Annotated in this window: 24 protein-coding genes; 16 read left to right on the top strand and 8 right to left on the bottom strand. The window is 72.4% G+C overall.

Going from position 1 to position 24,283, the window contains the following annotated elements; all coding sequences use genetic code 11:
• Nucleotides 1-135: 135 nt before the first annotated feature.
• Nucleotides 136-978, bottom strand: a complete 843-nt coding sequence (locus tag Q5425_RS15370; RefSeq protein WP_308672893.1) for a PaaX family transcriptional regulator C-terminal domain-containing protein — start codon at nucleotides 976-978, stop codon at nucleotides 136-138.
• 51 nt (nucleotides 979-1,029) lie between these two features.
• Between Q5425_RS15370 and Q5425_RS15375 the strand changes: the two genes are divergently transcribed.
• The 3 genes from Q5425_RS15375 to Q5425_RS15385 all read left to right on the top strand — a co-directional run bounded on the left by Q5425_RS15375 (nucleotide 1,030) and on the right by Q5425_RS15385 (nucleotide 2,905).
• Entirely contained in the window at nucleotides 1,030-1,707 is a 678-nt protein-coding gene (locus Q5425_RS15375) for a GNAT family protein (protein ID WP_308672894.1), read from the top strand.
• 121 nt (nucleotides 1,708-1,828) lie between these two features.
• Nucleotides 1,829-2,488, top strand: coding sequence for a hypothetical protein (locus Q5425_RS15380; protein WP_308673108.1), 660 nt, complete (start codon nucleotides 1,829-1,831; stop codon nucleotides 2,486-2,488).
• 57 nt (nucleotides 2,489-2,545) lie between these two features.
• Nucleotides 2,546-2,905: a PLDc N-terminal domain-containing protein gene (locus tag Q5425_RS15385; RefSeq protein WP_308672895.1), complete on the top strand. Its 360-nt coding sequence runs from the start codon at nucleotides 2,546-2,548 to the stop codon at nucleotides 2,903-2,905.
• Here Q5425_RS15385 and Q5425_RS15390 read toward each other — a convergent pair.
• Nucleotides 2,902-3,366: a MarR family winged helix-turn-helix transcriptional regulator gene (locus tag Q5425_RS15390; RefSeq protein WP_308672896.1), complete on the bottom strand. Its 465-nt coding sequence runs from the start codon at nucleotides 3,364-3,366 to the stop codon at nucleotides 2,902-2,904. The two genes, Q5425_RS15385 and Q5425_RS15390, sit on opposite strands and share 4 nt — an antisense overlap.
• Nucleotides 3,367-3,464: 98 nt before the next feature.
• Here Q5425_RS15390 and Q5425_RS15395 point away from each other — a divergent pair, with 98 nt between their 5' ends.
• Complete coding sequence (locus Q5425_RS15395; protein WP_308672897.1) at nucleotides 3,465-3,887, top strand: nitroreductase family deazaflavin-dependent oxidoreductase; 423 nt, start codon at nucleotides 3,465-3,467, stop codon at nucleotides 3,885-3,887.
• Here the strand turns inward: Q5425_RS15395 and Q5425_RS15400 are convergent.
• Together Q5425_RS15400 and Q5425_RS15405 are read right to left on the bottom strand one after the other, a co-directional pair.
• The gene (locus Q5425_RS15400) at nucleotides 3,884-5,044 is read right to left on the bottom strand and encodes an acyltransferase (RefSeq protein ID WP_308673109.1); all 1,161 of its coding nucleotides are present in this window, start codon (nucleotides 5,042-5,044) and stop codon (nucleotides 3,884-3,886) included. The genes Q5425_RS15395 and Q5425_RS15400 overlap by 4 nt on opposite strands.
• A 19-nt stretch (nucleotides 5,045-5,063) precedes the next feature.
• Nucleotides 5,064-6,425 (bottom strand): FAD-binding oxidoreductase, encoded by a 1,362-nt coding sequence (locus Q5425_RS15405; RefSeq protein ID WP_308672898.1) that lies wholly within the window; start codon nucleotides 6,423-6,425, stop codon nucleotides 5,064-5,066.
• A gap of 90 nt (nucleotides 6,426-6,515) precedes the next feature.
• On the opposite strand from Q5425_RS15405, the gene Q5425_RS15410 reads away from it, so the two are divergent.
• Both Q5425_RS15410 and Q5425_RS15415 read left to right on the top strand, forming a co-directional pair.
• Nucleotides 6,516-7,439: a LysR family transcriptional regulator gene (locus Q5425_RS15410; RefSeq protein ID WP_308672899.1), complete on the top strand. Its 924-nt coding sequence runs from the start codon at nucleotides 6,516-6,518 to the stop codon at nucleotides 7,437-7,439.
• 31 nt (nucleotides 7,440-7,470) lie between these two features.
• Nucleotides 7,471-8,436 (top strand): ATP-dependent DNA ligase, encoded by a 966-nt coding sequence (locus Q5425_RS15415; protein WP_308672900.1) that lies wholly within the window; start codon nucleotides 7,471-7,473, stop codon nucleotides 8,434-8,436.
• Nucleotides 8,437-8,496: 60 nt separating this feature from the next.
• Here the strand turns inward: Q5425_RS15415 and Q5425_RS15420 are convergent, their stop codons facing one another.
• The gene (locus Q5425_RS15420) at nucleotides 8,497-9,249 is read right to left on the bottom strand and encodes a CDP-alcohol phosphatidyltransferase family protein (RefSeq protein WP_308672901.1); all 753 of its coding nucleotides are present in this window, start codon (nucleotides 9,247-9,249) and stop codon (nucleotides 8,497-8,499) included.
• Nucleotides 9,250-9,316: 67 nt separating this feature from the next.
• On the opposite strand from Q5425_RS15420, the gene Q5425_RS15425 reads away from it, so the two are divergent.
• The 6 genes from Q5425_RS15425 to ribA all read left to right on the top strand — a co-directional run bounded on the left by Q5425_RS15425 (nucleotide 9,317) and on the right by ribA (nucleotide 14,328).
• Nucleotides 9,317-10,279, top strand: coding sequence for a zinc-binding alcohol dehydrogenase (locus Q5425_RS15425; RefSeq protein ID WP_308672902.1), 963 nt, complete (start codon nucleotides 9,317-9,319; stop codon nucleotides 10,277-10,279).
• A 31-nt stretch (nucleotides 10,280-10,310) separates the two neighbouring features.
• Nucleotides 10,311-10,709: a 6-carboxytetrahydropterin synthase gene (locus tag Q5425_RS15430; protein ID WP_308672903.1), complete on the top strand. Its 399-nt coding sequence runs from the start codon at nucleotides 10,311-10,313 to the stop codon at nucleotides 10,707-10,709.
• Nucleotides 10,710-10,813: 104 nt separating this feature from the next.
• Nucleotides 10,814-11,866 (top strand): glycosyltransferase family 4 protein, encoded by a 1,053-nt coding sequence (locus Q5425_RS15435; protein WP_308672904.1) that lies wholly within the window; start codon nucleotides 10,814-10,816, stop codon nucleotides 11,864-11,866.
• Nucleotides 11,863-12,693 (top strand): class I SAM-dependent methyltransferase, encoded by an 831-nt coding sequence (locus tag Q5425_RS15440; protein WP_308672905.1) that lies wholly within the window; start codon nucleotides 11,863-11,865, stop codon nucleotides 12,691-12,693. The genes Q5425_RS15435 and Q5425_RS15440 overlap by 4 nt, the downstream gene beginning before the upstream one ends.
• Nucleotides 12,690-13,676, top strand: coding sequence for a lysylphosphatidylglycerol synthase domain-containing protein (locus tag Q5425_RS15445; RefSeq protein WP_308672906.1), 987 nt, complete (start codon nucleotides 12,690-12,692; stop codon nucleotides 13,674-13,676). The genes Q5425_RS15440 and Q5425_RS15445 overlap by 4 nt, the downstream gene beginning before the upstream one ends.
• Nucleotides 13,677-13,689: 13 nt before the next feature.
• Nucleotides 13,690-14,328 carry a GTP cyclohydrolase II gene (gene ribA, locus Q5425_RS15450; RefSeq protein WP_308672907.1) on the top strand — a complete coding sequence of 213 codons (639 nt, stop codon included), beginning with the start codon at nucleotides 13,690-13,692 and terminating at the stop codon, nucleotides 14,326-14,328.
• Here ribA and Q5425_RS15455 read toward each other — a convergent pair.
• A complete protein-coding gene (locus Q5425_RS15455; RefSeq protein ID WP_308672908.1) occupies nucleotides 14,317-15,015 on the bottom strand; it encodes a creatininase family protein in 699 nt (232 codons plus the stop codon). The two genes, ribA and Q5425_RS15455, sit on opposite strands and share 12 nt — an antisense overlap.
• A gap of 28 nt (nucleotides 15,016-15,043) precedes the next feature.
• Here Q5425_RS15455 and Q5425_RS15460 point away from each other — a divergent pair, with 28 nt between their 5' ends.
• The 4 genes from Q5425_RS15460 (at nucleotide 15,044) to Q5425_RS15475 (ending at nucleotide 19,626) form a co-directional block, all read left to right on the top strand.
• Nucleotides 15,044-15,844, top strand: coding sequence for an inositol monophosphatase family protein (locus Q5425_RS15460; protein ID WP_308672909.1), 801 nt, complete (start codon nucleotides 15,044-15,046; stop codon nucleotides 15,842-15,844).
• A 138-nt stretch (nucleotides 15,845-15,982) separates the two neighbouring features.
• Nucleotides 15,983-17,461 carry a serine/threonine-protein kinase gene (locus Q5425_RS15465; protein WP_308672910.1) on the top strand — a complete coding sequence of 493 codons (1,479 nt, stop codon included), beginning with the start codon at nucleotides 15,983-15,985 and terminating at the stop codon, nucleotides 17,459-17,461.
• Nucleotides 17,462-17,585: 124 nt separating this feature from the next.
• On the top strand, nucleotides 17,586-18,644 hold the full coding sequence (locus tag Q5425_RS15470; protein WP_308673110.1) for a glycosyltransferase: 1,059 nt from the start codon (nucleotides 17,586-17,588) through the stop codon (nucleotides 18,642-18,644).
• A gap of 55 nt (nucleotides 18,645-18,699) precedes the next feature.
• On the top strand, nucleotides 18,700-19,626 hold the full coding sequence (locus tag Q5425_RS15475; protein WP_396135176.1) for an RNA polymerase subunit sigma-70: 927 nt from the start codon (nucleotides 18,700-18,702) through the stop codon (nucleotides 19,624-19,626).
• Here the strand turns inward: Q5425_RS15475 and Q5425_RS15480 are convergent.
• Together Q5425_RS15480 and Q5425_RS15485 are read right to left on the bottom strand one after the other, a co-directional pair.
• Nucleotides 19,613-22,852: a GH92 family glycosyl hydrolase gene (locus tag Q5425_RS15480; RefSeq protein WP_308672912.1), complete on the bottom strand. Its 3,240-nt coding sequence runs from the start codon at nucleotides 22,850-22,852 to the stop codon at nucleotides 19,613-19,615. The genes Q5425_RS15475 and Q5425_RS15480 overlap by 14 nt on opposite strands.
• Before the next feature lie 92 nt (nucleotides 22,853-22,944).
• Nucleotides 22,945-24,267, bottom strand: coding sequence for a PLP-dependent aminotransferase family protein (locus tag Q5425_RS15485; protein WP_308672913.1), 1,323 nt, complete (start codon nucleotides 24,265-24,267; stop codon nucleotides 22,945-22,947).
• Nucleotides 24,268-24,283: the final 16 nt, after the last annotated feature.

Genomic DNA, 24,283 nt, shown 5'->3' on the forward strand with positions numbered 1-24,283 from the left:
AGCAGCGGAGATGCACGGCCGAGTCGGAAGCGGCGGGCTGTCACGGGCGGGTCCTAACTGAAGCGGAGCAGGGTGGTGAGGTAGGTAAGGCGGGTTAGAACCCGCCTTACCACTCACGACAACTTGCGCCGGGACTCAGCCGAGGTTGATCGACTTGGCCACGTACGCCCGGGCCGGCGTCTCCAGCTGGGCGTGCAGCGCGAAGAACAGCTCGGCCGCGCGAATCCCGGACCAGCCGCGGGGCAGGAACTCCGCCGGCAGACCGGGATCGAGGTACGGCATCCGCCGCCAGCCGGTCAGCACGCGGACGTAGTCGGCGAAAGCCTGTTCTTCGGTCACCGGCTTCCGGCGCAACGCCGGGCCGTGCTCGTCGAGGAACGTCGTGTAGAGCTCGTCCAGCCGGTCCAGGTCCCACCACTGGCGGACCTTCGCCACGACGTCGCCGAAGGCGAGGTGGTCGGCGCGGAACAGGTCGGCGTACCCGGCGAGGCCGAGCCGGGTGAGCGCTTCCTCGGTCGCCGCGTGGAGGTGGGCCGGGGCGATCCAGACGCCGGAGGCCGCGGTGCCGAACCCCATCCGGGAGAGCTGGGTGCGCAGGAGGTGCCGCTTGTGGCGTTCGGTCTCGGGGACGGAGAACACCGCGAGCAGCCAGCCGTCGGCCGGGGTCGCGCGCCCGCGGCGGAAGATCCGCTCGTCGCCCTCGCGCAGGATTTCGCGGGCTTCGTCGGACAGCTCGTAGCCGGCGGTGGCGTCGCGGCGCACGGCTTCGAGGATCCCGCGCCGCTTCAGCCGCGAGATCGACGAGCGCACGGCGGGCTCGTCGACACCGACGGCGCCGAGCAGGTCGATCAGCGAGGCGACCGACAGCCAGCCGCCTTCGGTGCGCGAGTAGAGGCCGTACACCGTCACGATGAGCTGACGAGGCTGAGCGGCCCGGCCGGAGCCGTCCAGTTCGGTTGCCTCGGGTACGGCCGTCATCGGGCCACGATAGCAACCCCGTCCGGGTCGCTCCGCTACGATTTCGCCGCGATGCTGCCAGCCACCAAGGGGATCTTCGACCGGCTCACCCGCCGCGGGCGCCTGATGACCAAGCGGGCCTGCGACCGGCAGGGCCATGTCGTGCGCAGCGGGCGCTTCCTGTTCCGGACGCCGACCGCGTGGGAGTACGCCGCCGCCGTGGCCGGGGGCAGTGATCCGGGCGCGCAGCGGTGGCTCGGCTGGCAGCGCGACTCGATCGTCGCCGAGGCGTCGCGGGCGGACGCGCTGCGCGTGGTGCCCGGCACCGGGCCGGACTGGGCCTCGCCCGATCCGCAGTCGGTCGACCTGGTGATGATCGACGTCGAGGCCAACCGCTGCGTCGGGCTGGTGAGCGTGCACACCGGCGAGGACGGCGGCCCGGAGACCGGCGGCTACCTCGCCCCGGACTACCGCGGCCGCGGTCACGGGCGGGTGCTCTTCGCGGCCGGGCTGACCCTGGCGCACGACCACCTCGGCCTGTCGCGGGTGCGCGCCGGCGCGGAGGTCGGCAACGTCGCCAGCGCGCGGTCGCTGCAGGCCGCCGGGCTCGTCCGGGTCGGCGGCCCGCCGACGTACCGGCTGCCGGACGGCCGGGTCACCGAGGCGTGGTGGTTCCAGCACGACGTCCCGCGCCCGGCGCGGTGCGGTGGTCCGCAAGCGACGTGGTTCCCGGTGTCTTCGGTGCTCTGATGCTTCGGTCTTCGCCGACGTTTCCCGCAGCTACCTTCGCCGCATGACTTCGCTTTCCGCTCCCGTTCCGCCCGTGCCTTCCGAAGTTGCGCTGGGCAGCATCGCCTGGCTGCGCGCGTCCGTGGCCCGCTTCAGCAACGGCCCCGACCACACCCGGCGGCGGGCGCTCGCGGTCGACGCGCTCGCGCCGGTCGACACCGATGCCTTGCAGGGAACGGCTTTCTCGCGGACCCACCGGATCGTCGCCGGTCTCGACGTCGTCGACGTGATGGCCGAGATCGCGCGGCCGGTGCCGGTCGGGGTGCTCGCCGAGGCGTTGGGCCTGCCGGACGTCTCCGCCGACGTCACGCCGGTCGCGGCCGCCTACCACCCGCACGTGCTGCCCGGCGCGGCCGCCGAAGCGGCGTTGACGCGGCTGATCGCGGAATGCGGCGGGCCGACCGAGCTCGCGGCGGCGCGGATCGGCCTGCTCGTCCAGGCCTGCGACGCCACGGCGGGACTCGTCGGCAACGGGCTTTTGGCTTCGCTGACCGGAAAACCCGCCGAGCAGCCGGTGCTCGCCACGCGTCGCCGGATCGACGGTGAGGACGTCACGGTGTCCCTCGACGGCACGCCGTTCGGGGCCGGCCCCCGCGCCTGCCCGGGAGCGCGGCAGGCCGTGGCCCTCGCGACCGGCGTTCTCGAGGCGTTGCGCGGTTTCCGCCTGACAGAAGTGGAAACGACGTGGGTTCCGGCGCCGAATCTCCGGATGCCCGCGGTGCTGCGGGTGACCCGCGGCTGACCGGTCAGGGGGTTCTGCTAAGACTTACCGCGTTCATTCTCGGGGGAAGGTGGGGAATTGCTGTACTTCAACGGCCTGCTCGGCATCATCACGTTCGGGTTGTGGATCTTCTGCCTGGTCGACGTGATCACGACGGACGAATCGTCCTGCCGCAACCTGCCGAAGGGGCTGTGGCTGCTGCTCGTGCTGGTGGTGCCGCTGGTCGGCTCGATCATCTGGCTGGTCGCGGGCCGTCCGCAGCAGGTGATGCGGGCGCGCGGCCCGTACGAGCGCCAGGCGTCGGCGTTCCCCGAATACGACCGCCCGGGCCGCTTCGCGGCGACGAGCCCGGAAGACGACGAGGAATTCCTCCGCAAGTGCCGCGAACGCGCGGAGGCCCAGCGCAGGCTGGCCCGCGAAAAGCGCGGCGACGCCTAACAGGCCGGTCCGTCGCAGGTGCCGCGTTCGTAGGCTTCCAGCGTGGTGATCACCAGCTGCCGCTCGGCCGGGGTCAGCGGGGTCAGCGCGTCGCTCCACGCCTTGGCGCCGCGGGCCAGCCAGGCGTCGACCGCCGGGCGCTTGCCCGGGGTGATGCTGACGATCGTGCGGCGGCGGTCGGCCGGGTCCTCGTCGCGGTTCAGCACGCCCTGCCGGCTGAGGTCGCCGACCATCAGGCTCGCCGTCGTCGGCGCCACCTGCAGGCGGGTGGCCAGCTCGGTCACCGTCATCGGGCCGTCGAAGAGCAGGTACGACAGCAGCGAAAGGTGCCGCGGCGCCAGCGCGCAGCCGTTCAGCTCCTCGGGCACCGGCGTGCGCTTCGCGCGGCCGACCAGGCGTGGCATGAGCAGCAGGAGCTGCCTCACGCCGTCCTCGACACTCGGTCCGGCCTCCGTTGACACCGCTCACCTCCCGTCGGTAGTTTTGCTTGCAAAGCAAACTCTTCGCCCGAGCGTACCTTCCGCCCGCTCGAGCCTACCGGCCAGAAACAGGGGATCCCATGACCGCACCAGCCGACATGAACGAGTTCAACCAGCAGCTCGCCGCCGAGTTCCGGGCCAACGAGGGCAAGGTCGGCGGCATGTTCGCGGACAAGAACGTGCTCCTGCTCACCACCATCGGCGCGAAGAGCGGCGAAGAGCGCCTGTCGCCGCTGGTCTACACCCGGGACGGCGACCGCTACGTCATCGCCGCGTCCATGGGTGGCGCGCCGAAGAACCCGGCCTGGTACCACAACCTGGTCGCCAACCCGAAGGTCACCGTCGAGGTCGGCACCGAGAAGTTCGAGGCCACGGCCACCGTGATCGCCGACCGCGCCGAGCGCGACCGCCTCTACGCGGGCATGGTCGCGCACGCCGAGGGCTTCGCCGACTACGAGAAGAAGACCGACCGGGTCATCCCGATCGTGGTCCTGGAGCGTTAAGAACCGACCGGCGCGGGCTCGGCGCGCGTCTCGGCAGGACGCTGTTCTTCCTGCCGCTCGGCGCGCCGGGCTTCCTTGCGGGCGATGAGCCCCTTGCCGACGTCGATCAGCGGTTTCTCGACCCAGCGGTGGATCAGGTCGGCGATCGCCAGCCCGACCAGGAACACCGTCAGCGCCGAGACCGTCCGGTGCTGCCCGAGCCCGGGCACCGCCTGCACCACGACGAAGTGCACCGGCCCCTGCAGCAGGTACAGCGAGTACGACCGCTCGCCGACGAACCGCATCGGGGCGGTGCCGAGCAGCCACCGCAGCGGGCCCGGGCTCACCAGCACGATCAGCAGGAGCATCGTCAGCGCCGCGTACCCGACCAGCAGCCACAGGTTGTTGCGGGTCTCGTGCCAGAGACGGTCGAAGTTCGTGTGCAGCAGCGCGAACGCCGCGACGATCGGGATCGCCGCCAGCGGGTGCGTCAGCGGCTTCAGCAGCGCGTACCCGCGGCGGTAGTGCAGCATGATCGCCAGCAGGCAGCCGCCCGCCAGGATGAAGTAGTGGATCGTCGACCGGTAGATGGCGGTCATCGAGTTCTCGAGCACCCAGCCGCCGGAGGTCAGCGGCACCAGCGCCAGCAGCACGGCCATCGCGACCGCGACCAGCAGGAACTTGCGCTTCGCCGCGCCGATCCCCACCGCGACCAGCAGGAACGGCCAGACCAGGTAGAACTTCTCCTCGATCCCGAGCGTCCACGAGCCGCTGAAGAAGTTGTCCGCGCCGTTGGTGTACGACGGCAGGAACTCGTTGAGGAACGTCAGGTAGAACTTCAGCGCGCGCGGGAAGTCACGCGAGTAGAACTCGCCGCGGAGCAGGACGAAGGCGACGATCCCGCCCAGGATCACCAGGTACGGCGGCAAGATCCGGAACACGCGCCGGATGTAGAAGTTCGACAGCGAGATCCGGCCGGTGCGGTCCTGCTCGCGCAGCAGCAGCGTCGTGATCAGGAACCCGGACAGCACGAAGAAGAGGTAAACGCCGACCCAGCCGGACAGCCACGTCCAGCCCGGCCCGCCGAAGTGGAAGAAGATGACCATCGTCGCGGCGAGCGCGCGCAGGCCGTCGAGCCCGGGGAACCGCCGCAGGCCGAGGTAGTCCTCGTGGCTCATCGTGCGCAAGGCGGTTCCCCTATCGGTCTGATCGGCCGGCCGAGTATATGGCTACGATTTCCGCGCCATTTCCCCGGCCGGGGTGCGCATCACCCGGCCCGGAAGCGGTTCCCGGGTCGTAGCGGCGCTTGAGCTCCCGGAGCCGCCGCAGGTCAGCGGCCGGAAAGACGCTCTCCGCGACCTCCTCCGGCGCGTGCTCGCCGTACACGAAGGGCAGCAGCCGGCCGGTCGTCCACGGCGCCAGCGCGTCGAACAGCTTCGTGTGCTTGCGCCGGACGGTCGCGACACCGTCGTCGCCGACCACCGACAGGGCCCGGACGACGTACTCGGCCGAGCGGTCCCAGCCCACGCCCGGCGTCTCCGGCGTCCGCGCGAGTGCGCCGCCCAGCCGGTCGATGATCAGCACCGGCGGTGCGGCCGCGCCCGGGCCGGCGTGTTCGCCGATCGCGTCGAGCATGGCGTCGTTCAGCTGGGAGACGGTCGCGTTGGTCCCGTGGTAGCCGTGCGGCTGCCGCGGCTCGGCCGCGATCGACCCGGACTCGGTGAACGGCATCGGCCTCAGCGTGTCCAGCAGGCTCGAGGCGGTGGCCCGCAGCGGCGCGACGAGGTCGTCGCCGTCTTCGCCGAGGTAGGCGATCCGGACCTGGGCGATGTGCCGGCCGCGCACGGGCGCCGGGACCATCGGCAGGTCGGGGTACTGGACCATCGCGAGCGACGTCGTCAGCGTGTCGGGCGCGGCCGCCGACCACGTCCGCCAGGCCCGCAGCACGGCCGGCACATCGGCGCTGTCGAAGGTGAGGCTGCCGCCGTAGAGCTCGCCGACCGGCATGAGGTCGAACTCGATCGCCGTGACGACACCGAAGCCGTCACGGCCGCCGCGCAGCGCCCAGAACAGGTCCGAGCCCGGCTCGACGCGCCGGAGCTCGCCGTCGGCGGTCACGACGTCGAGCGCGCGGACGTGGTCGGCGGCGCGGCCGTAGCGGCGGGCCATCAGCCCGAAGCCGCCGCTGAGCGTGTAGCCGACGACGCCGACGTCCGGCGACGAGCCGCTGAGCGGTGCCAGACCGTGCTTGCCGGCGGCTTCGATCACCGCTTCCCACCGGGCGCCCGCTTCGACGCGGGCGGTGCGGGCCGCGGCGTCGACGTCGACGCCGGTCATCCGGCGGGTGCTGATCAGGAGCCCGTCGGTGCCGGCGGTCAGGCCGTGCCCGGTGGCCTGGACCGCGACGCGCAGCCCGTGCTCGGCCGCGTAGCGCACGGCGGCGGCGACGTCCTCCGCGCTTTCGGCGGCGACGACGACCGCGGGCGAGCTGGGCACCGCCGTCTGGAAGCCGGCGGCTTCTTCGGCGTAACCGTCCTGACCGGGGCGGAGGAGGTTCATCTCGAGTCCTTTCGTTTGCTCCTTCCAGCTTCGGACGGACTCGATCAGAAGTCCAAGATCTGGTTTGTCTACCGACTAGAATCAGAGCTTATGGAACTGCATCAGCTCGCGTACTTCGTCGCCGTCGCGGAGGAAGGCAACTTCACGCGCGCGGCGGAGCGGCTGCACGTGGCCCAGCCCGGGGTGAGTGCGCAGGTCAGGCGCCTGGAACGGGAGCTGGGACAGGAACTGCTGGACCGCTCCGGCCGGACGGTCCGGCTCACCGACGTCGGCGCCGCGGCCCTGCCGCACGCCCGGGCCGCGCTCGCGGCGGTGCAGGGCGTGCGCGAAGCCGTCGAGGAGCTGGCTGGGCTGGTCCGCGGGCAGGTCGCGATCGGCGCGGTGACGTCGGCGGGCCCGGTCGGGCTGCCGGACCTCCTGGCCGGCTTCCACCAGCGGTACCCGGCGGTGGAGATCACGCTGTCGGAAGCCAACTCGGACACGATGCTGACGGCGCTGCGCGAAGGACGTCTCGACCTCGCCGTCGTCGGCCTGGCGACCGGCCCGCCGCCCGGCATCGCGACGCAGGTGCTGCTCGACGAGCCGTTCCTGGCCGTCACCGCGCCGACGGGTCCGCTGGCCGGCCGCGACGAGGTCGAGATCTCCGATCTCGACGGCCTGCCGCTGATGGCGCTGCCGAAGGGGACGGGCCTGCGGACGGCCTTGGACGCCGCCTTCGCGCGGGCGGGGCTGACACCGCGGATCGCGTTCGAGGCGGCCGACCCGAACGTCCTGGTGCAGCTGGCGACGCGGGGTCTCGGCGTGGCGATCGTGCCGGAGTCGCTGGCCCGGTACCACCAGGCGGAGCTGTGGGTCGTCGGCCTCGCCGGACCGGGGTTGCGGGGCGTGCTGGCGCTGGCGTGGCGGGCGGACGGCCCGGTGAGCCCGGCCGCGCGCGCCTTGATCGCGTTCGCCCGGGCGGCTTACGGCTCTGGTGCAGCGCTTCCGCGACCCGTCCGCTCGGTTGAGAGTTGACCGCTCCACCCTGGACCGCGAAGGTGGGCCGATGAGCGGCGATGAGGTTCGGCACGGCGTCAAGCTGAGCAGTCTCGACCAGGAGGTTTTCCCCGACGCGGGCGTCACCAAGCGCGAACTGCTCGACTACCTCGAAGCGGTGTCCGAACGGATGCTGCCGGAGCTGCACGACCGGCTGCTGAGCGTCGTGCGGGTGCTGCGCGGCCAAGGGCCGTTCATGCAGAAGAATCTGCCGAAGTACACGCCGGAGTGGGTGGAGCGCCGGGCGCTGTGGGCCGACCGGTCCCGGCGCGAAGTCACCTACGCGCTCTGCAACGACCTTCGCACGTTGGTGTGGTTCGGCAACCAGCGGGCGATCGAGTACCACACGACGCTGTTCCGCGGTGAGCCCGCGAACGGCCCGACGCACCTCATCCTCGACCTCGACCCGCCGGAGGACGGCCCGTTTTCCCTGGCCGTGGGCGGCGCGAAACTGGTGCGGGAGGCGTTGCGCAACGACGGTCTCGACGGCGCGGTGAAGACCAGCGGCGCCAAGGGCGTCCACGTCTTCGTGCCACTGGCGCCGGGACAGTCGACGGAGGACATCGCGGCGGCCACCCGCGCGGTCGCGGCCCGCGCCGAGCGCATCGACCCGGCCCTGGGCACGACGGAGTTCGTGCGGGAGCGCCGCGAAGGCAAGGTGTTCCTGGATTCGACGCGGGCGGGCGGCGCAACGGTCGTCTCGGTCTACAGCCCGCGCCACCGCCCGGGCGCACCGGTGTCGTTCCCGGTCCGCTGGGCCGACCTCGACGGCGTCAAGCCGGCCGACTTCACCGTCCACACGGCCCCGGCCTTGCTGGCCGGCGACGACCCGTGGACCGCCGAGATGCCCGAGCCGTTCGTACTGCCCGCCGACCTGGTCGAAGAAGGGCACACCATCCCCATCGCCCGGGTGGTGGCCATGCACGAGGGCAAGCGCCGAGCCCGCGCCGCCCGCGACTCCACCCCCAAGCCGTAGCTTTCACGTGAAAGCTACCCGGAGCGCTCACTCCGGATCACTTTCGTAGGGAAAGTGGCCTCAGGCGGCCTGGTTGTGGGTGGGGTGGGAGTAACGCAGGGACGTGCGGGTGATCGTGACGATGCGGGCCGGGCGGTGCTCGACGCGGTGCCCGGCCAGCCAGACGACGTCCCGGCCGAACGACCAGACCAGCGACGCCAGGGCGAGCGCGACCGCGGCGAAGGCCAAGGCAACCGGCAGCAGCCCGGACACCGCCACCACCAGGACCACACCCTGGACCGCGGCCACCGTCTTGCGGGCCATGCTCGGGTACAGCGGCGCCGTCAGCCAGGGCATCGCCCAGGCCGCGGCCACGAACGCGTACCGCATGAGCCCGATCGCGAGCACCCACAGCCCCAGCGTCCGGGACACCTGGATGCACAGCAGCAGGATCAGGAACGCGTCGACCTCCATGTCGAACCGCGCGCCGAACTCCGACGCCGTTCCGGTGCGGCGGGCCACCTGGCCGTCGAGGCCGTCCAGGAGCAGCGCCACGCCGACCAGCCCGACGAGCCAGCCGAGGGAAAAGTCACCCTCGGCGATCAGTTCGGCCGCACAGCCGACGAGCATCGCGCGGGCGAACGTGATCCAGTCCGCCGGTCCGAAGGTGCCACGGCCGCTGCGGCGCAGCCCCCACTCCGTGAGCAGCACCAGCGCGAGGCCGTAGACGATCCCGGTGACCCAGGCGAGCGGGGCGAAACCGCCCACGACGAACCCCGCGGCGAGCACCGGCGCCGGGATCACCGCACGCAGGAGAAGGTCCTGTTTGATCATCGTCGACTCCGCGAATAACTCATAGGGTGGCGACACCAGCCTCCGGTCGCCCGCTGAGGAGAAACACGTGGAACAGGCTTTCTGGGTTCAAAGTCCCGGCTCGGGACAGCTGCGGGAGGAGCGGCTGCCCGCGCCCGGGCCGGACGACGTGCTCGTCCGCACGCTGTGCTCCGGCGTCAGCCGCGGCACCGAGACCCTCGTCTTCCGCGGGGGCGTCCCGGCGAGCCAGCACGACGTCATGCGCGCCCCCTTCCAGGAGGGCGAGTTCCCCGGCCCGGTCAAGTACGGCTACCTCAACGTCGGCGTCGTCGAGCAGGGCCCCGCGCACCTCGAAGGCAAGACCGTGTTCTGCCTCTACCCGCACCAGACCGCGTACGTCGTGCCGGCGGCCGCGGTGACGCCGGTGCCGGACGCCGTCCCGCCCGGCCGCGCGATCCTCGCCGGCACGGTCGAGACCGCGGTGAACGCCGTGTGGGACGCGCGGCCGCGGCTCGGCGACCGGATCGCCGTTATCGGCGCCGGCATGGTCGGCTGCAGCGTCGCGAAGCTCCTCACCGGATTTCCGGCGACGCGGGTGCAGCTGATCGACGTCGATCCGGCCAAAGCGGACATTGCCGCGGCGCTCGGTGTCGACTTCTCGACGCCGGAGAACGCGCTCGGCGACTGCGACCTCGTTGTGCACGCGAGCGCCAGCGAGGCCGGGCTCGGCCGCGCGCTGGAACTGCTCGCGCCGGAAGGGGAAGTCGTCGAGATGTCGTGGTACGGCGACCGCCGGGTGAGCGTCCCGCTCGGCGAGAACTTCCATTCGCGACGGCTGGTGATCCGCAGCAGCCAGGTCGGAACGGTCGCGAGGCCCGACCGCAGCTACGCCCAGCGCCTCGGCGTCGCCCTGGATCTGCTGGCCGATCCGGCCTTCGAAGCACTGGTGAGCGGCGAGTGCAAGTTTGAAGATCTCCCGTCCGTGTTACCCCGGTTGGCCGCGAATGAACTTTCCGCCCTCTGCCTCCGTGTCATGTATCAGCCGCAGTGACCACGTCCACCCGAACGCATCGGAGGTCTTGGTGTTCAGCATCACCGTCCGTGACCACGTGATGGTCGCCCACAGCTTCCGCGGGGAAGTGTTCGGCCCCGCGCAACGCCTGCACGGCGCGACTTTTGTGGTGGATGCGACGTTCCGCCGCGCCGAACTCGACGAGGACAACATCGTCGTCGACATCGGCAAGGCCACGGAAGAGCTCAAGGCGGTGCTGAGCGACCTGAACTACCGCAACCTCGACGACGAGCCGGAGTTCAAGGGGATCAACACCTCGACCGAGTTCCTCGCGAAGGTCATCGCCGACCGCCTCGCCGACGCCGTCCACGCCGGACGCCTGGGCGAAGGCGCGCGCGGCCTCGACGGGATCACCGTTGCGCTGCACGAGTCGCACGTTGCCTGGGCGAGTTACGAGCGTGCACTGTGAACGGTGAGACCTATTCCGCCGTCGCCCGCCGCACGACTTCGGCGTCCACCAGCGGTCCCAGCGTGGGCGGCGGCGGGCTAGCCGAAATAGGCCTCAGTCTTTACGTGATCCTCCCCGGGGACGTCGACGACACGTCCGTCCCCAGTGGCGGCAACACCTACGACCGCCGGATGTGCGACCGGCTCGGTGCCGCCGGCTTCGACGTGCACGAGATCGCCGTCTCCGGCAGCTGGCCGCGGCCGGACACCGAGGCCCGCGCGGTGCTCGGCCACCTCCTCTCCGCGCTGCCCACCGGCTCGGCCGTGCTGCTCGACGGCCTGGTCGCGTGCGGCGTGCCCGAGGTCGTCGTCCCGCAGGCGCGCCGGCTGTCGCTGTCGGTGCTGGTGCACCTGCCGCTGGCCGACGAGACCGGCCTGCCGCCCGCGCTCGCCGCCGAGCTCGACGCGCTGGAACGCGACACGCTGCGGGCCGCCGGCTCGGTCGTCGCGACCAGCGAGTGGGCCGCGCGCCGCCTGATCGCCCACCACGGACTGGCCCCGCACCGCGTGCACGCGGTCACGCCGGGCGTCGACCTGGCCCCGCTCGCCGTCGGCACCGACGGGATGTCCCGGCTGGTCTGCGTGGCCAACGTGACCCCGCGCAAGGGGCAGGGCGTGCTCGCCCAGGCCCTCGAGACCGTCGCCGACCTGCGCTGGACGTGCGAATGCGTCGGCGGGATCCGGCGCGAGACCAAGTACGTCGAGCGGCTGCGCGAGCACCGGCTCGGCGCCCGCTTCACGCTCACCGGCCCCCGCACCGGCGCGGCCCTCGAGGCGACCTACCACACCGCCGACCTGCTCGTGCTGCCCTCGCGCGCCGAGACCTTCGGCATGGTCGTCACCGAGGCCCTCGCCCGCGGCGTGCCGGTGCTGACCACCGACGTCGACGCGCTGCCCGACACGGTCGGCGTCGCGCCGGACGGCTCGGTGCCCGGGATGCTCGTTCCCGGCGACGACGTCGAAGCGCTCGGTGCCGCCCTGCGCCGCTGGCTCACCGAACCGGCGCTGCGGACGCGGCTGCGCGCGTCGGCGAGGCTGCGCCGCGAGACCCTGACCGGCTGGGACGACACCGCCCGCCGGATCGCCGACATCCTCCTGCGGCAGGAGGCGGCGGCATGACCGCGTTCGCCCCCGACTGGCTCTACCTGCGCGAACCCGCCGACGCCGCGGCCCGCGCCACCGAACTGCTCGACCCGCTCCGCTCGTTCCTCCCGGCCGGCGAGGACATCGTCGTCCGCGACCTCGGCTGCGGCACCGGCTCGCTCGGCCGCTGGCTGGCCGCCCGCCTGCCCGGCACCCAGCACTGGATCCTGCACGACCACGACACCGCCCTGCTCGCCCACGCGCAGGAAAGCCTCCCGGGCACTGCGCTCGACGGCAGCCCGGTCGACGTCGTCGCCGAGCGGCGCGACATCACCGCGCTGCGGGCCGCCGACCTGGCGGGGACGTCGCTGGTCACCGCGTCCGCGCTGCTCGACCTGCTGACCAGGGACGAGGTCACGGCGCTGGCCACGGCGGTCGTCGAAGCGGGCTGTGCGGCGCTGCTGATGCTCTCGGTGACCGGCAAGGTGGAGCTGTCGCCCACCGATCCGCTCGACCCCGCCCTCGCCGCCGCGTTCAACGCCCACCAGCGCCGGATCACCGACGGCCGCCGGCTGCTCGGCCCCAACGCGGTGGACGTCGCCGCGGCCGCGTTCGGCAGGCTCGGCGCCCAGGTCGTCCGCGCGGACAGCGCCTGGCGGCTCGGCCCCGACCAGGCGGAACTGCAGCGGCAGTGGCTCGAAGGCTGGGTCGGCGCCGCCGTCGAACAGCTGCCGGAGCTGCGCCCGGTCGCCGGGGTCTACCTGCAGCGGCGGCTGGAGCTGGCGGCGGCGGGCGAGCTGCACGCGGTGATCCACCACGGCGACCTGCTGGTCCTGCCGCCGAACCGGGAGGCGGCGGCGTGAAGCGCGCACTGGCCTGGCTGCGGATCCTCGGCGCGGCGGGCATCCTCGCCGTGCTGGTCTGGCAGTTCGGCAGCGCCGCCTTCCTCGACGGCCTCGGCCGGATCAGCGCCGCCGGCGTCCTGGCCGCGCTCGGCATCGGCTTCGCGACGACGCTGTTCAGCGCGGGCCGCTGGCAGATCGTCGCCACCCGGCTCGGCCTGCGGCTGCGCCTGCGCACCGCCGTCGCCGACTACTACCGCGCGCTGTTCCTCAACGGCGTGCTCCCCGCGGGCGTCCTCGGCGACGTCCACCGCGCGGTGCAGCACGGCCGCGACGCCGGCGACGTGCCGCGCGGCGTGCGGGCCGTCGTCCTGGAACGCACTGCCGGCCAGGTCGTGCTGATCGCGTCCGCGGTCACCGTCGTGCTCGCGTCCCCGGGTGTCGTGCCCGGCGCGTTCCGCGAGGTCGTAGTGGTGGCCGGGGTGGTCGTCGTGCTGGCCGCCGTCACCGCGCTGGTTGTGGGCCGCCTGCTCGGCGGGCGCTGGATCCACAGCCCGTCGAAGTGGCGCCGCGGCTTCGCCGTCACCCTCGCCGACGTCCGGCTCGGCCTGCTGACCCGCGAGACCTGGCCCGGCGTGGGCTTCCTATCGGCCGCGACCCTGGCCGGGCACCTGGCGCTGTTCGTCGTCGCCGCCCGCGTCGCCGGGGTGGCCGCGCCGGTGGGGCAGCTCCTGCCGCTGATGGTCCTCGCGCTGCTGGCGATGGGTCTTCCGCTGAACGTCGGCGGCTTCGGTCCCCGCGAGGGCGTCTGCGCCGTGCTCTTCGGCGCCGCCGGGCTCGGGGCCGCCCAAGGTGTCACCGTCGCCGTCGTCTACGGCGTGCTCACGCTGGTCGCGAGCCTGCCCGGCGCCGGTGTCCTGTTCGTTCGGAGTGTCGCCGGTGCACTTTCACGTGAAAGTGCCGCACGAACAGCCCCGCACTTTCACGTGAAAGTGCGGGGGTAGAGAGGTGGAGGCCATGACAGCAAGAGAGGCGCGCCGGGCCGTGGTCGAGCGGGTGGTCGAGACCCGGCTACCGACCCGGCACGGGACGTTCCGCGCGGTCGGGTACCTCGACCGCACCGGCACCGAGCAGGTCGCATTGGTCTACGGAGACATCGCCGAACTCGGCACGCTGACCCGGGTGCACAGCGAGTGCCTGACCGGGGACGTCTTCGGCTCGACGCACTGCGAGTGCGGCGACCAGCTGGCGGTGGCGCTGGACCGCATCGTCGCGGAGGGCTCCGGCGTGCTCGTGTACGTCCAGGGCCACGAGGGCCGCGGGATCGGCCTGCTCGCGAAGCTCGAGGCGATGCGGCTGCAGCAGGACGAGGGCCTCGACACGGTCGACGCGAACGTGGCGCAGGGCCTGCCGGTCGACGCCCGTGACTACCACGCGGCGGCGGGCATCCTGACCGACCTGGGCGTCCGCTCGGTGCGGCTGCTGTCCAACAACCCGGAGAAGGTCGAACAGCTCACGCGCTACGGAATCCGCATCAGCGAGCGGGTCCCGCTGCTGGTCCCGCCGAATCCGGAGAGCCTGCGGTACCTGCGGACGAAGGCCGAGCGGATGGCCCACCTGCTGCCGCACCTCGACCAGGCCTGCTCAGGCGCCTAGCGCCTCGAGGACGCCGGCGAAGCGCTGGACCAGCGTGTCCAGCAGGACGTGCCCCTTGGCCGCACTGGCCAGCGAAGGGCGGCCGACCACCCCCGACTCCGTGTACGCCCGCAGGCCCAGCGTCAGCAGGTGGTCCCGGTCGGTGACGTGGTCGGCCGTCTCGTGTCCCGGGCGGACCAGGTGCGGGTGGGCGTGCAGGAGGATCGACGTCTCCAGCTCGCCCGCGTGCATGTCGTCGTCCAGCGACGTCCGCAGGCCGGCCGCGGTGTGCGCCGCCTGCCAGTCCGCGACGCCGGGGAACAGCGCCATCGCGCCCGCGGCTTCCTGGACCACATTGGACAGTACGTAGTTGCCGCCGTGCCCGTTGACCAGCACCAGCCGGTCCACCCCGGACGCCGTCAGTGACGCGGCGATGTCGGTGACCACGGCGTGCAGCGTGCGCGCCGAGATGCTCACCGTGCCCGCCCACCCCGCGTGCTCGTGCGAGCACGAGATCGTGATCGGCGGCAGGTGGAGCACGGGGTACGCGCCGGCCACCGCGCGCGCGAGGGTCGCCGCGATCACCGTGTCGGTCACCAGCGGGAGGTGCGCGCCGTGCTGCTCGAAGCTGCCGACCGGCAGCACCGCCACCGACGCCCGCCGCTCCTGCTCGTCGGCGGTGGTGGCGAGCGGGAACAGATCGGTCATGACCGCGGCCCTTCACTAGGTTGGTGGCATGACCGAGCATGCCGCACTACTGGACGTCGCGCGCGAGGCCGTGGCGAAGGCGACGGAGATCGTCCGGTCGCGCCCGAGTTTTTCCGTTTCCGCGAAAGGCGATCGGGACTTGGTGACCGACGTCGACACGGCGGTCGAGGACGCGCTGCGGGAGTTCCTCTCCGCCGAGACGCCGGAGATCGGCATCCTCGGCGAGGAGCGCGGCCTCAGCGGGGACGGCGGTGACCGCTGGTGGGCGCTCGACCCCATCGACGGGACCGCGAACTTCGCCCGCGGAATTCCGCTCTGCGGGATTTCCCTGGCGCTGGTGGAGGGCGAGCACAGCACGGTCGCCGCGATCGCGCTGCCGTACCTCGGTGTCACCTACACCGCGGCGCGCGGCGAAGGCACCTTCGCGAACGGAAAGCGCGTCGGCGCCTCCACGGCGACGGAGATTTCGGACGCCATGATCGCCGTCGGCGACTTCGCGATCGGCGAGCTCGCCGAGGAGAAGAACCGGGCCCGGCTGACGCTGCTGTCGGACCTCGGCGCGCGGGCGCAGAAGATCCGGATGCTCGGCACGGCGGCGATCGACCTCGCCTGGGTGGCGGACGGAAAGCTCGACGCCGCAGTGATCTTGTCCAACAACCCGTGGGACACCATGGCGGGCGTGCTGCTCGTGCGCGAGGCGGGTGGCGCCGTCGTCGACCGCGACGGCAGCGAGCACACGGTGGGTTCCGCGGCGACGATCGCCGTCGGCACCGGGCTGCGCAAGGAGATCGTGGACGCGCTTGATCGGGCGTACGGGGTTGTTCGTTAGGATTCCTGGGTACACCGTGGGCGGCGCCACAGCGCTCTTTTGCGCTGTCCGCGCAAGGCTTTCGGTTACGTTGGTACCGGTCGGCCGCCCAGGCTGGCATGCTGACCGGATCTCGTCGGCCACTTCGGAGAATGGTGGATGCTCGTGGAAAGTCGCCGGATCCGCGATCGGTACCGGCTGCTCGAGCCGATCGGCGGCGGCGCGATGGGCACGGTGTGGCGGGCCCAGGACGAAAAGCTCGACCGCACCGTGGCGATCAAGGAACTCCTGCTGCCGCACGACCACGACGAGCACCGCACCGAAGAGGCGAAGAACCGCGCGATGCGCGAGGCGCGGATCGCCGCCCGGCTCCAGCATTCCCACGCGATCACCGTGTTCGCCGTCCTCGAGGAGGAGGACCGGCCGTGGCTGGTGATGGAGTACCTGCCGTCGAAGAGCCTGGCCGTCGTGCTCGGCGAGGAACCGGCCACGGTGGACGACGCCATCCGCGTCGGCGTGCAGATCAGCTCGGCGCTGGCCGGCGCGCACCGCGCCGGGATCGTGCACCGCGACGTGAAGCCGGCCAACATCCTGGTCTCCGAGGACGGCACGGCGAAGATCACCGACTTCGGCATCTCGCGCGCGATCGGTGACGTCAAGCTGACGGCCACCGGGGAGATCGCCGGCACGCCCGCGTACCTCGCGCCCGAGGTGGCCCGCGGTGAGGACGCGGACTTCGCCGCCGACGTCTTCTCGCTCGGCGCCACGCTGTACGCCGCCGTCGAGGGCCAGTCGCCCTACGGCGTCGCCGACAACCCGATCGCCTTGCTCTACAAGGCGTCCAGCGGGGAGACCGCCCCGCCGGAGAAGGCGGGCCGGCTGACGCCGCTGCTGGTGCGGATGCTCGCCACCGAGCCGGCCGAGCGGCCGTCGATGGACGAGGTCGAGCAGGAACTGCGGGCGCTGCTGCAGGACGCGGAACCGGGTGACTCGGTGCTCGCGGCGACGTTGCCCGAAACCGAGCCGCCGGCGGTCCCGACCGTGCCGGCCGCGGTCACCGTGCCCGTGGGGGAGGTCACCACGGTGTCGCCGGGCGCGCGCAAGGGCCTGATCGCCGTCGGGGCGGGCGCGGCGCTGCTGTGCGTGGCGGTCGTCGTGGCGATCCTGCTGGTCGTGCGGCAGAAGCCGCCGCAGGACACCGCCGCGCCGCCGCCGTCGGAGACGCCGGCGACCTCGGCGTCGGCCACCCCCTCTCCGTCGCCTTCGCCGACGCCGTCGCCGTCCGCCACGCCGACGTCGGCGCCCTCGACCGCGCCGACTTCGCAGACGGTTTCGACGGTGGCTTCGTCGAAGTCCGCCGTCGACGCCCTCACCGCTTACTACGGGTTGCTGCCGAACAATCCGGCGGCGGCCTGGAACCTGCTGACGCCGCACTTCAAGGCTTCGCGCAACCAGACGTACGAGACGTACAAGAGCTTCTGGAGCCGGTACAAGTCGGTGAACGTGAGCAATCCCCGGGAGGTCGGGCCCGGCCGGGTCACCGCGCGCGTGTCCTACGACGGCGGGAACGCCGAGAACGACACCTTCACGCTCGTCCAAGAGGGCGGCGTCTGGAAAATCGACTCGCAGAGCAGCTGAACCTTCGCGGGTCGGGGTGCGTGTGACGTATGAGCCGTCACCGCCGTCGATCCACGCTGGAGGAAGCCGTGTCCGTTCCCGAACCCGACCTGCTCCGGCGCGCGCGATGAGACCCGCCGACCCGATGGTGTTCATCCTCCCGGCCGCACCGCCGGGCAGCGACACCTACGACAAGCGGATGTGCCAGAACCTGCCCGCCGTCGGGCAGCCGGTGCTGGAGCTGCCGATCGCCGGCGACTGGCCGGAGCCGGACGCGACGTCGAGACGCCGGCTGGCGCGGTCGCTGGCCGCGCTGCCGGACCGGACGGTGGTGCTGCTCGACGGCATGATCGCCTCGGGCGTGCCGGAGATCGTCGTCCCGCACGCGCGGCGGCTGCGGCTGGCGGTGCTGGTGCACCAGGCCCTCGCCGACGAGCCCGGGCTGGCCCCGGCGCACGCCGCGGAGCTGGACGCGTGCGAGCGCGAGACGCTGCGGATGGCCGGGATGGTCGTCGCGACGAGCCCGTGGCTCGCCCGCCTGCTGATCGACCGCCACGACCTGGACCCGAGCCGCGTGTACGTCGCCAAACCGGGCACCGACGCGGCCCCGCTCGCGGCGGGCGCGGACGGCGTGTCGCGGCTGCTGTGCGTGGGCGACGTGACCCGCCGCAACGGCCACGACGTGCTGGTCCAGGCCCTCGGCGAGGTCGACCACCTGGCGCTGTCGTGCGTGTTCGCCGGCTCGCTGGAGACGGACAAGGCGTACGTCGAGGAGCTCGGCTGGTCCATCGAGCGGCTCGGCCTCGGCAACCGGATCACGCTGGCCGGCGACGCGGTCGACCTCGGCGCGGCCTACAACGCGGCCGACCTGCTGGTGATCCCGGCCCGCGCGGCGACGTCCGGCATGTTCGTGGCCCAGGCGCTGGCCAGGGGAATCCCGGTACTGGCCACCGAGGTGGGCGGGGTGTACGACGCACTGGGCGTCGACGCCGACGGCGAGATGCCGGGCCTGCTGGTCGAGCCGGAGGACCCGTACGCACTGGCGGACGCCCTGCACCGCTGGTACGCCGATCCGGAGTTGAGAAGGTCCCTGCGCACGGCGGCGCTGGGCCGCGGAAGCGCGCTGGAGGAGTGGGAGGTGGCGGCGCGCCGGCTGACCCACGTCCTGTCGCGGCTGGCGTCGGAACCGCGGATCGTCGCCTGAGGCAGCCTCCGGAGCTCACCGATTCCTTTCACCGCCCGCACCGGTCGGCAAAGGTATGACCGTGGACTTCGAGCCGTACCGCCGGGAGCTGCTGGCCCACTGCTACCGCATGCTCGGCACCCCCGACGAGGCCGAGGACGTGGTCCAGGAGACCTACCTGCGCGCCTTCCGCGCCTACGACCGCTTCGAAGGCCGGGCATCGCTGCGCACCTGGCTCTACCGCATCGCGACGAACGCCTGCCTCACCGCGCTGGAGCAGCGCCGGCGGCTGCCGCTCCCCTCGGGGCTGGGCCCACCCACGACGGACCCGGACGCCCCGCCGGTCCTGGCCGACGCCTGGCCGCGGCCGATCCCGGACGCGCTGATCACCCCGGACTCGGCGGACCCGGCAGCCATCGCCGAAGCCCGTGACGGCGTCCGGCTGGCTCTGATCGCCGGCCTCCAGCTGCTTCCGCCGAAGCAGCGCGCGGTCCTGATCCTGCGCGAGGTGCTGGCCTTCCCGGCGGCCGAGGTCGCGGAAATGCTCGGCACGAGCGTCGCGGCGGTGAAGAGCGCGCTCCAGCGAGCCCGGGCCACCCTCCACGACGCCCCGGCGGTCGGCGAGCTCACCGAGCCGGAGCAACACGAGCTGCTGGACCGCTATCTGACGGCGTTCACGAACTCCGACCTGGCCGCCTTGGAGCAGATCCTGCGCGAGGACGCGGTGATCGAGGCGCTGCCGTCCCGGACGTGGTTCGCCGGAAAGCGCACTTGCGTCGCCTTCCTGCGACACGTAATCGGCGAGCCCGGGGAGTGGCGGATGACGCCGTCGCGCGCGAACGGCCAGCCGGCGGCCGCGGTCCGGTACCGCGGCGAGCCGTTCGGGGTGGTGGTGCTGACCGCGGGCCACGGCGGCATCGCGCGGATCACCGTGTTCGGCTTCCCTGACCTGGCGGAACGGTTCGCCGGGGAGCCGGCGAACCGGACCGTCACGCCAGGGTGAGCGCGTAGAGCTCCACCCGCGGGTCGTTCGGCAGGCTCACCGACTGCACCGTCTTCGCGCCGTCCAGCGCGGCCGAAACCCCGAACAGCCGGACCGGCGGCCCGTCGACCCCGCTCCCGGCCTTGATCCGGTGCGGCATCTCGAGCACGACCGGGCTGCCCGACCCCGCCCAGTCGCCGAACGTCACGGCCAAGTCTGCGCTGGTCCCGTCGGTGTAGTGCGCCGTCACCGTCGTCGACACCGGGCCGTTGTGCGACGACCCGACCAGCTTCAACGCCGCATGCTGACCGGCCGGGAGCAGCAGCGACTGCCCGCGGGCCTCGACGAAGTTGGGCGAAGTCCCCGAAGCGTCCGGCGCCGCGTACGTGACGCCGTCCCAGACCACCGGGCCCGCCGCCGGGAGCAGCGCAGCGTCGTAGCTCCACCCGCTGCCGTCGAAGTTGCCGTCAGAGGAGGCTTCCACCGTCGCCGTGCCGTCGTGGTTGCGGTCGCGGGCCAGGTCGACCGCGCACTGCGAGCCGGCGGAAGCGCACACCGACGGCATCCGGACCTCGATCGTCGCCGAGCGCGTCACCGTGTTCGCGCCCAGCCCGGACACCTTGACGTCCACCGGGTACGTCCCGAGCGCCGCTCCCGCCGGGACGTTCACCGTGATCGGCACCGTCTGCTGCACCGGCAGCCGTCCGGACCAGATCAGCTGCAGCGGCCGGACCCGCGTCTTCCACGCACCGGCCGAGACCGAAACCGTCACCGGCTGCAACGCCGGGTTCTGGGCGAGGACGTCGAGGTCGAGGTGCACCTGCTGCGCCGGGCCGGACGGGATCACCACGGACGTCTGCCGCAACGCGGCGTCGACGTGCCGCCGGGGGTCGCCCGGCGCCTTGTTCACCGACGGCGGTGTCGCGGACGGCGAAGTTCCCCACGACGACGGCCGCGACCCGAGCTTGTGCAAAAGCGTCCCGCCGTGCGCCAGCGCCGACCAGTCGAGGGACGTCTGCCGGACGTCCCGGCCGTTGAGCGACACGCTCTGGATGTACCGGTTCGCGTCGCTCGCGCCCGGCGCCGACACCGTGAGCGTCCCGCCCTGCGCGGAGCCGTACTGTCCGATCCGGACGGTCGCCGACTCGAACTGCGGGCTCGACAGCGCGAGGAAGTTCGCGCCGCTCATCGTCGGGTACAGCCCGAGCGACGAGAAGACGTACCAGGCCGACATGGTGCCGAGGTCGTCGTTGCCGGTCATGCCGTCGGGGCCGGTGGTGAACAGCGTCATCGCCGCGCGGACCACGGTCGCGGTCTTCGACGGCGCGCCGACCCAGTTGTACATGTAGGGCGCGAGCAGGTCGGGCTCGTTGTTCGGGTTGTAGGTCGGCTTGCCGTAGTAGTCGTACGGGCTGGCGATCCAGTCCTTCCGCGCGGTGCCCGCCGGGTCCTTCAAGAGGTTGTTGTAGGCGAAGAACGCGTCGAGGCGCTTCTCCGTCGCCGTCCGGCCGCCCATCAGGGAGACCAGCCCGGCCGGGTCCTGCGGCACCAGCCACTGGTACTGGTACGCGCCGCCCTCGTGGAACTGGTGGTCGGCGTCGACCGGGTTGTACGGCGACAGCCAGGTGCCCTCGGCGGTGCGGGGGCGGAACTGGCCGATCGAGGAGTCCCAGAGGTTGCGGTACCACTGACCGCGGTCGGCGAACACCCGCGCGTCGGCCTGGTGGCCGAGCCCCTTCGCCATCAACGCGAGCGCCGCGTCGGCCGCCGAGTACTCCATGGTCGCCGACGCCGGGTGCGTGCAGTCGTTGTCGCCGCCCTTGTCCGCGCAGTCCTTGCCGAGCGTCAGCCCGCTCGGGATGTAACCGCGGTCGTTGTAGTAGTTCACGCCGGAGCGGCCGTTGTACGGCGAGTCGGCGGGCGGTGTGCTCGTCGCGTTCTTCTTGAGCAGCGCGTAGGCCTCTTCTTCGTGCCCGGCGAGCAGGCCCTTCGACCACGCCTCGACGAGGAACGGCGTCACCGGGTCGCCGGTCATGATGTTCGTTTCGCTCTCGGCCAGCGCCCAGCGCGGCAGCCACCCGCCGTCCCGCCCGATGGCGACGACCGACAGCGCGACGTCCCGCGCGACCTGCGGTTCCAGCAGCTCCAGGAGCTGGTTCTGCGGACGGTAGGTGTCCCACAGCGAGAAGTTCTGGTACGGCGTGTAGCCGCTCGCGGTGTGCACCTTGCCGTCGAAGCCGGTGTACGTGCCGTCGGTGTCGCCGGCCAGGTTCGGGTGCAGCTGCGCGTGGTAGAGCGCGGTGTAGAACGCCGTCTGCCGCTCGGTCGTGCCGCCGGCGATCTTGATCGCCCCGAGCCGGTCGGCCCACTGCTGGTGCAGCGCGGCGCGCGTCGCGTCGAAGTCGTAGTTCGACGTCTCCGCCGCGAGGTTCTTCCGCGCGCCGTCGAGCCCGGTGTAGGAGAGGCCGACCTTGAGCACGACGTCGTGGTCGGTGGTCGCGTCGAAGCTCGCCCAGGCGCCGTTGCCGCCGGTGCCCGCGGCGTCGCGGCCGCCGGGCGTGCGCGTCGAATCGCGCCAGGTGCCGAACGAGCTGAACGGCCGGTCGAAGGTCGCGGTGAAGTAGACGGTGTGTTCGTCGTGCCCGGCGCAGAACCCGCCGGCGCGGACGCGGCCTTCGAGGGTCCGGTCGCCGACCACGTGGATCTCGGAGTCCTTGACGGACTGGTTGGCCTCCCCGGTGTTGAACAGGACGTTCGCCGCGCCGGTCGAGGGGAACGTGTAGCGCTGCCACCCGGTGCGCGCGGTCGCCGTCAGCTCGGCGTTGACGCCGTACTTCTGCAGGCCGACGCGGTAGTAGCCGGGCTCGGCGTGCTCGTCGTCGTGGCTGTACTCGGACCGGTAAGCGTTCTTGTCAACGTTGTCCACGGCGCCGGTCGTCGGCATGATCGGCAGCTCGCCCATGACGCCGCAGCCGACGCCGGACAGGTGCGTCTGGCTGAAGCCGTAGATCGCGTTCTGCAGGTAGTCGTAGCCACCCTGGCCGCCCGTGTCCGGGCTGACCTGCACCATTCCGAACGGCGCACTGGCGCCGGGGAAGGTGTTGCCGAAGTTCTGCGTGCCGACGAACGGGTTGACCAGGCTCACCGGATCGACCGGCGCGGCGGCGTGTGCGGTGGCTTGGCTCGTCGCGGCGACCACGAGCCCGACGGCCGCGGCGGCGATCAGCCGTCTGCTTTGCGACCCCATGGGGCGCACCTCCCAGTGGTGACAACGTTGTCAGGAGCGGACTGTCCAGCAGCTTTTCACATCGCCGGGGATTTGAGAAGGCGGCAACCAGGTCAAACCGTTGTCATAGCCTCGCGAAGCAGCCGCGCGGCGGCGTCGACGCCGGTGTCGGCGAGGTTGCCGTAGCCGAGGACGAGGGCGGGCTCGCCCGGGGCCGAGCGGTAGTCGTCGAGATCGGCCACCTTGACGCCCGCCGCCTTCGCCTTCCGGACGACCGCCGCGGCGTCTCGGTCGAGGTGAAGCACGAGGTGCAGCCCGGCCGCGGCGCCGGAAAGCCGCGCGGGCTCCAGCGCGGCGACGAGCCGGTCGCGCCGGGCGCGGTACCGCAGCCGGGCACTGCGCAGGTGCCGGTCGTAGCCGCCGCTTTCGACGTAGCCGGCCAGCGCGAGCTGGTCGACCACGGGCGGCGGGTGCGCCCGCACTGTCCACTGTGGAGGCAGCACGGCCCAGCCGAGCCCGAGCGCGGGGCCGAGCGTCTTGCTGACCGACCCGAAGAGCGCAACCCGCCCCGGGTCGGTGCCCTGGACGGTGCCGACGGGCCGCCGGTCGTACCGGAATTCGGCGTCGTAGTCGTCTTCGAGGATCAGCCCGTCGACGTCCCGCGCCCAGGCGAGGAGCTCGGCCCGCCGCCGCGGCGAGAGGACGGCGCCGGTCGGGAACTGGTGCGCGGGCGTGACGAGCACGGCGCGCACGCCCGCCGGAATCCGCCCGACGTTGATGCCTTCGTCGTCGACCGGCACCGGATCGACGGTCATCCCGGCGCTTTCGGCCGCCCGCCACAGCCGCGTCCACCCGGGGTCCTCGACGGCCAGCCGGGTGCGGCCGCGCTCGGCCAGGGCGCGGCACACGCCGGTCACCCCGTCGGTGACGCCGCCGCAGACCAGCACGGTGCCGGGCGCGGCGCCGCGGACGCGCCGGAGGTAGTCGCCCAGGACCCGCCGCAGCCGGGGGTGCCCGGCCGGCTCGGGCAGCCCGAAGTCCGGGTGCGGCGTGGTCGTGAGGACTTCGCGCACCGCTTCCGCCCACGGCCGGCGGGGGAAGTTCCGCAGGTCGGGCAGGCCCGGAGCGAGGTCGTACCGCGGCGGCGCCGGGCGCACCGGTTCCGGTGCCGCCACGGCGTCACCCACCCGCCGGACCCGGGTGGCCGACCCGGTGCGCCCGGCCAGGTACCCCTCGGCGACGAGCTGGGCGTAGGCCTGCGTGACGACCCACCGCGAGCACCCGAGGTCGGCGGCGAGCCGGCGGCTCGGCGGGACAGCGCCGTCCAGGACGCCGTCCCGGATCGCCTTGCGCAGGGCCCTGGCCAGCTGTTCGTGCTTCGGGCCCGGTCCGGCCGGTTCCAGCAGCACGCCCCAATCGGTCTGTGATCCCGCCACGATATTGGACTGTAGT

Origin of the sequence: Amycolatopsis sp. A133, from assembly GCF_031082405.1 — a bacterium.
Lineage (GTDB): Bacteria > Actinomycetota > Actinomycetes > Mycobacteriales > Pseudonocardiaceae > Amycolatopsis.

Bases quoted from the DNA above. Each gene is read 5' to 3' on its own strand.
- Q5425_RS15370 (WP_308672893.1), bottom strand. From the start codon at position 978: ATGACGGCCGTACCCGAGGCAACCGAACTGGACGGCTCCGGCCGGGCC.
- Q5425_RS15375 (WP_308672894.1), top strand. From the start codon at position 1,030: ATGCTGCCAGCCACCAAGGGGATCTTCGACCGGCTCACCCGCCGCGGG.
- Q5425_RS15395 (WP_308672897.1), top strand. From the start codon at position 3,465: ATGACCGCACCAGCCGACATGAACGAGTTCAACCAGCAGCTCGCCGCC.
- Q5425_RS15400 (WP_308673109.1), bottom strand. From the start codon at position 5,044: ATGAGCCACGAGGACTACCTCGGCCTGCGGCGGTTCCCCGGGCTCGAC.
- Q5425_RS15405 (WP_308672898.1), bottom strand. From the start codon at position 6,425: ATGAACCTCCTCCGCCCCGGTCAGGACGGTTACGCCGAAGAAGCCGCC.
- Q5425_RS15410 (WP_308672899.1), top strand. From the start codon at position 6,516: ATGGAACTGCATCAGCTCGCGTACTTCGTCGCCGTCGCGGAGGAAGGC.
- Q5425_RS15415 (WP_308672900.1), top strand. From the start codon at position 7,471: ATGAGCGGCGATGAGGTTCGGCACGGCGTCAAGCTGAGCAGTCTCGAC.
- Q5425_RS15420 (WP_308672901.1), bottom strand. From the start codon at position 9,249: ATGATCAAACAGGACCTTCTCCTGCGTGCGGTGATCCCGGCGCCGGTG.
- Q5425_RS15440 (WP_308672905.1), top strand. From the start codon at position 11,863: ATGACCGCGTTCGCCCCCGACTGGCTCTACCTGCGCGAACCCGCCGAC.
- ribA (WP_308672907.1), top strand. From the start codon at position 13,690: ATGACAGCAAGAGAGGCGCGCCGGGCCGTGGTCGAGCGGGTGGTCGAG.
- Q5425_RS15455 (WP_308672908.1), bottom strand. From the start codon at position 15,015: ATGACCGATCTGTTCCCGCTCGCCACCACCGCCGACGAGCAGGAGCGG.
- Q5425_RS15460 (WP_308672909.1), top strand. From the start codon at position 15,044: ATGACCGAGCATGCCGCACTACTGGACGTCGCGCGCGAGGCCGTGGCG.
- Q5425_RS15465 (WP_308672910.1), top strand. From the start codon at position 15,983: ATGCTCGTGGAAAGTCGCCGGATCCGCGATCGGTACCGGCTGCTCGAG.
- Q5425_RS15470 (WP_308673110.1), top strand. From the start codon at position 17,586: ATGGTGTTCATCCTCCCGGCCGCACCGCCGGGCAGCGACACCTACGAC.
- Q5425_RS15475 (WP_396135176.1), top strand. From the start codon at position 18,700: ATGACCGTGGACTTCGAGCCGTACCGCCGGGAGCTGCTGGCCCACTGC.
- Q5425_RS15480 (WP_308672912.1), bottom strand. From the start codon at position 22,852: ATGGGGTCGCAAAGCAGACGGCTGATCGCCGCCGCGGCCGTCGGGCTC.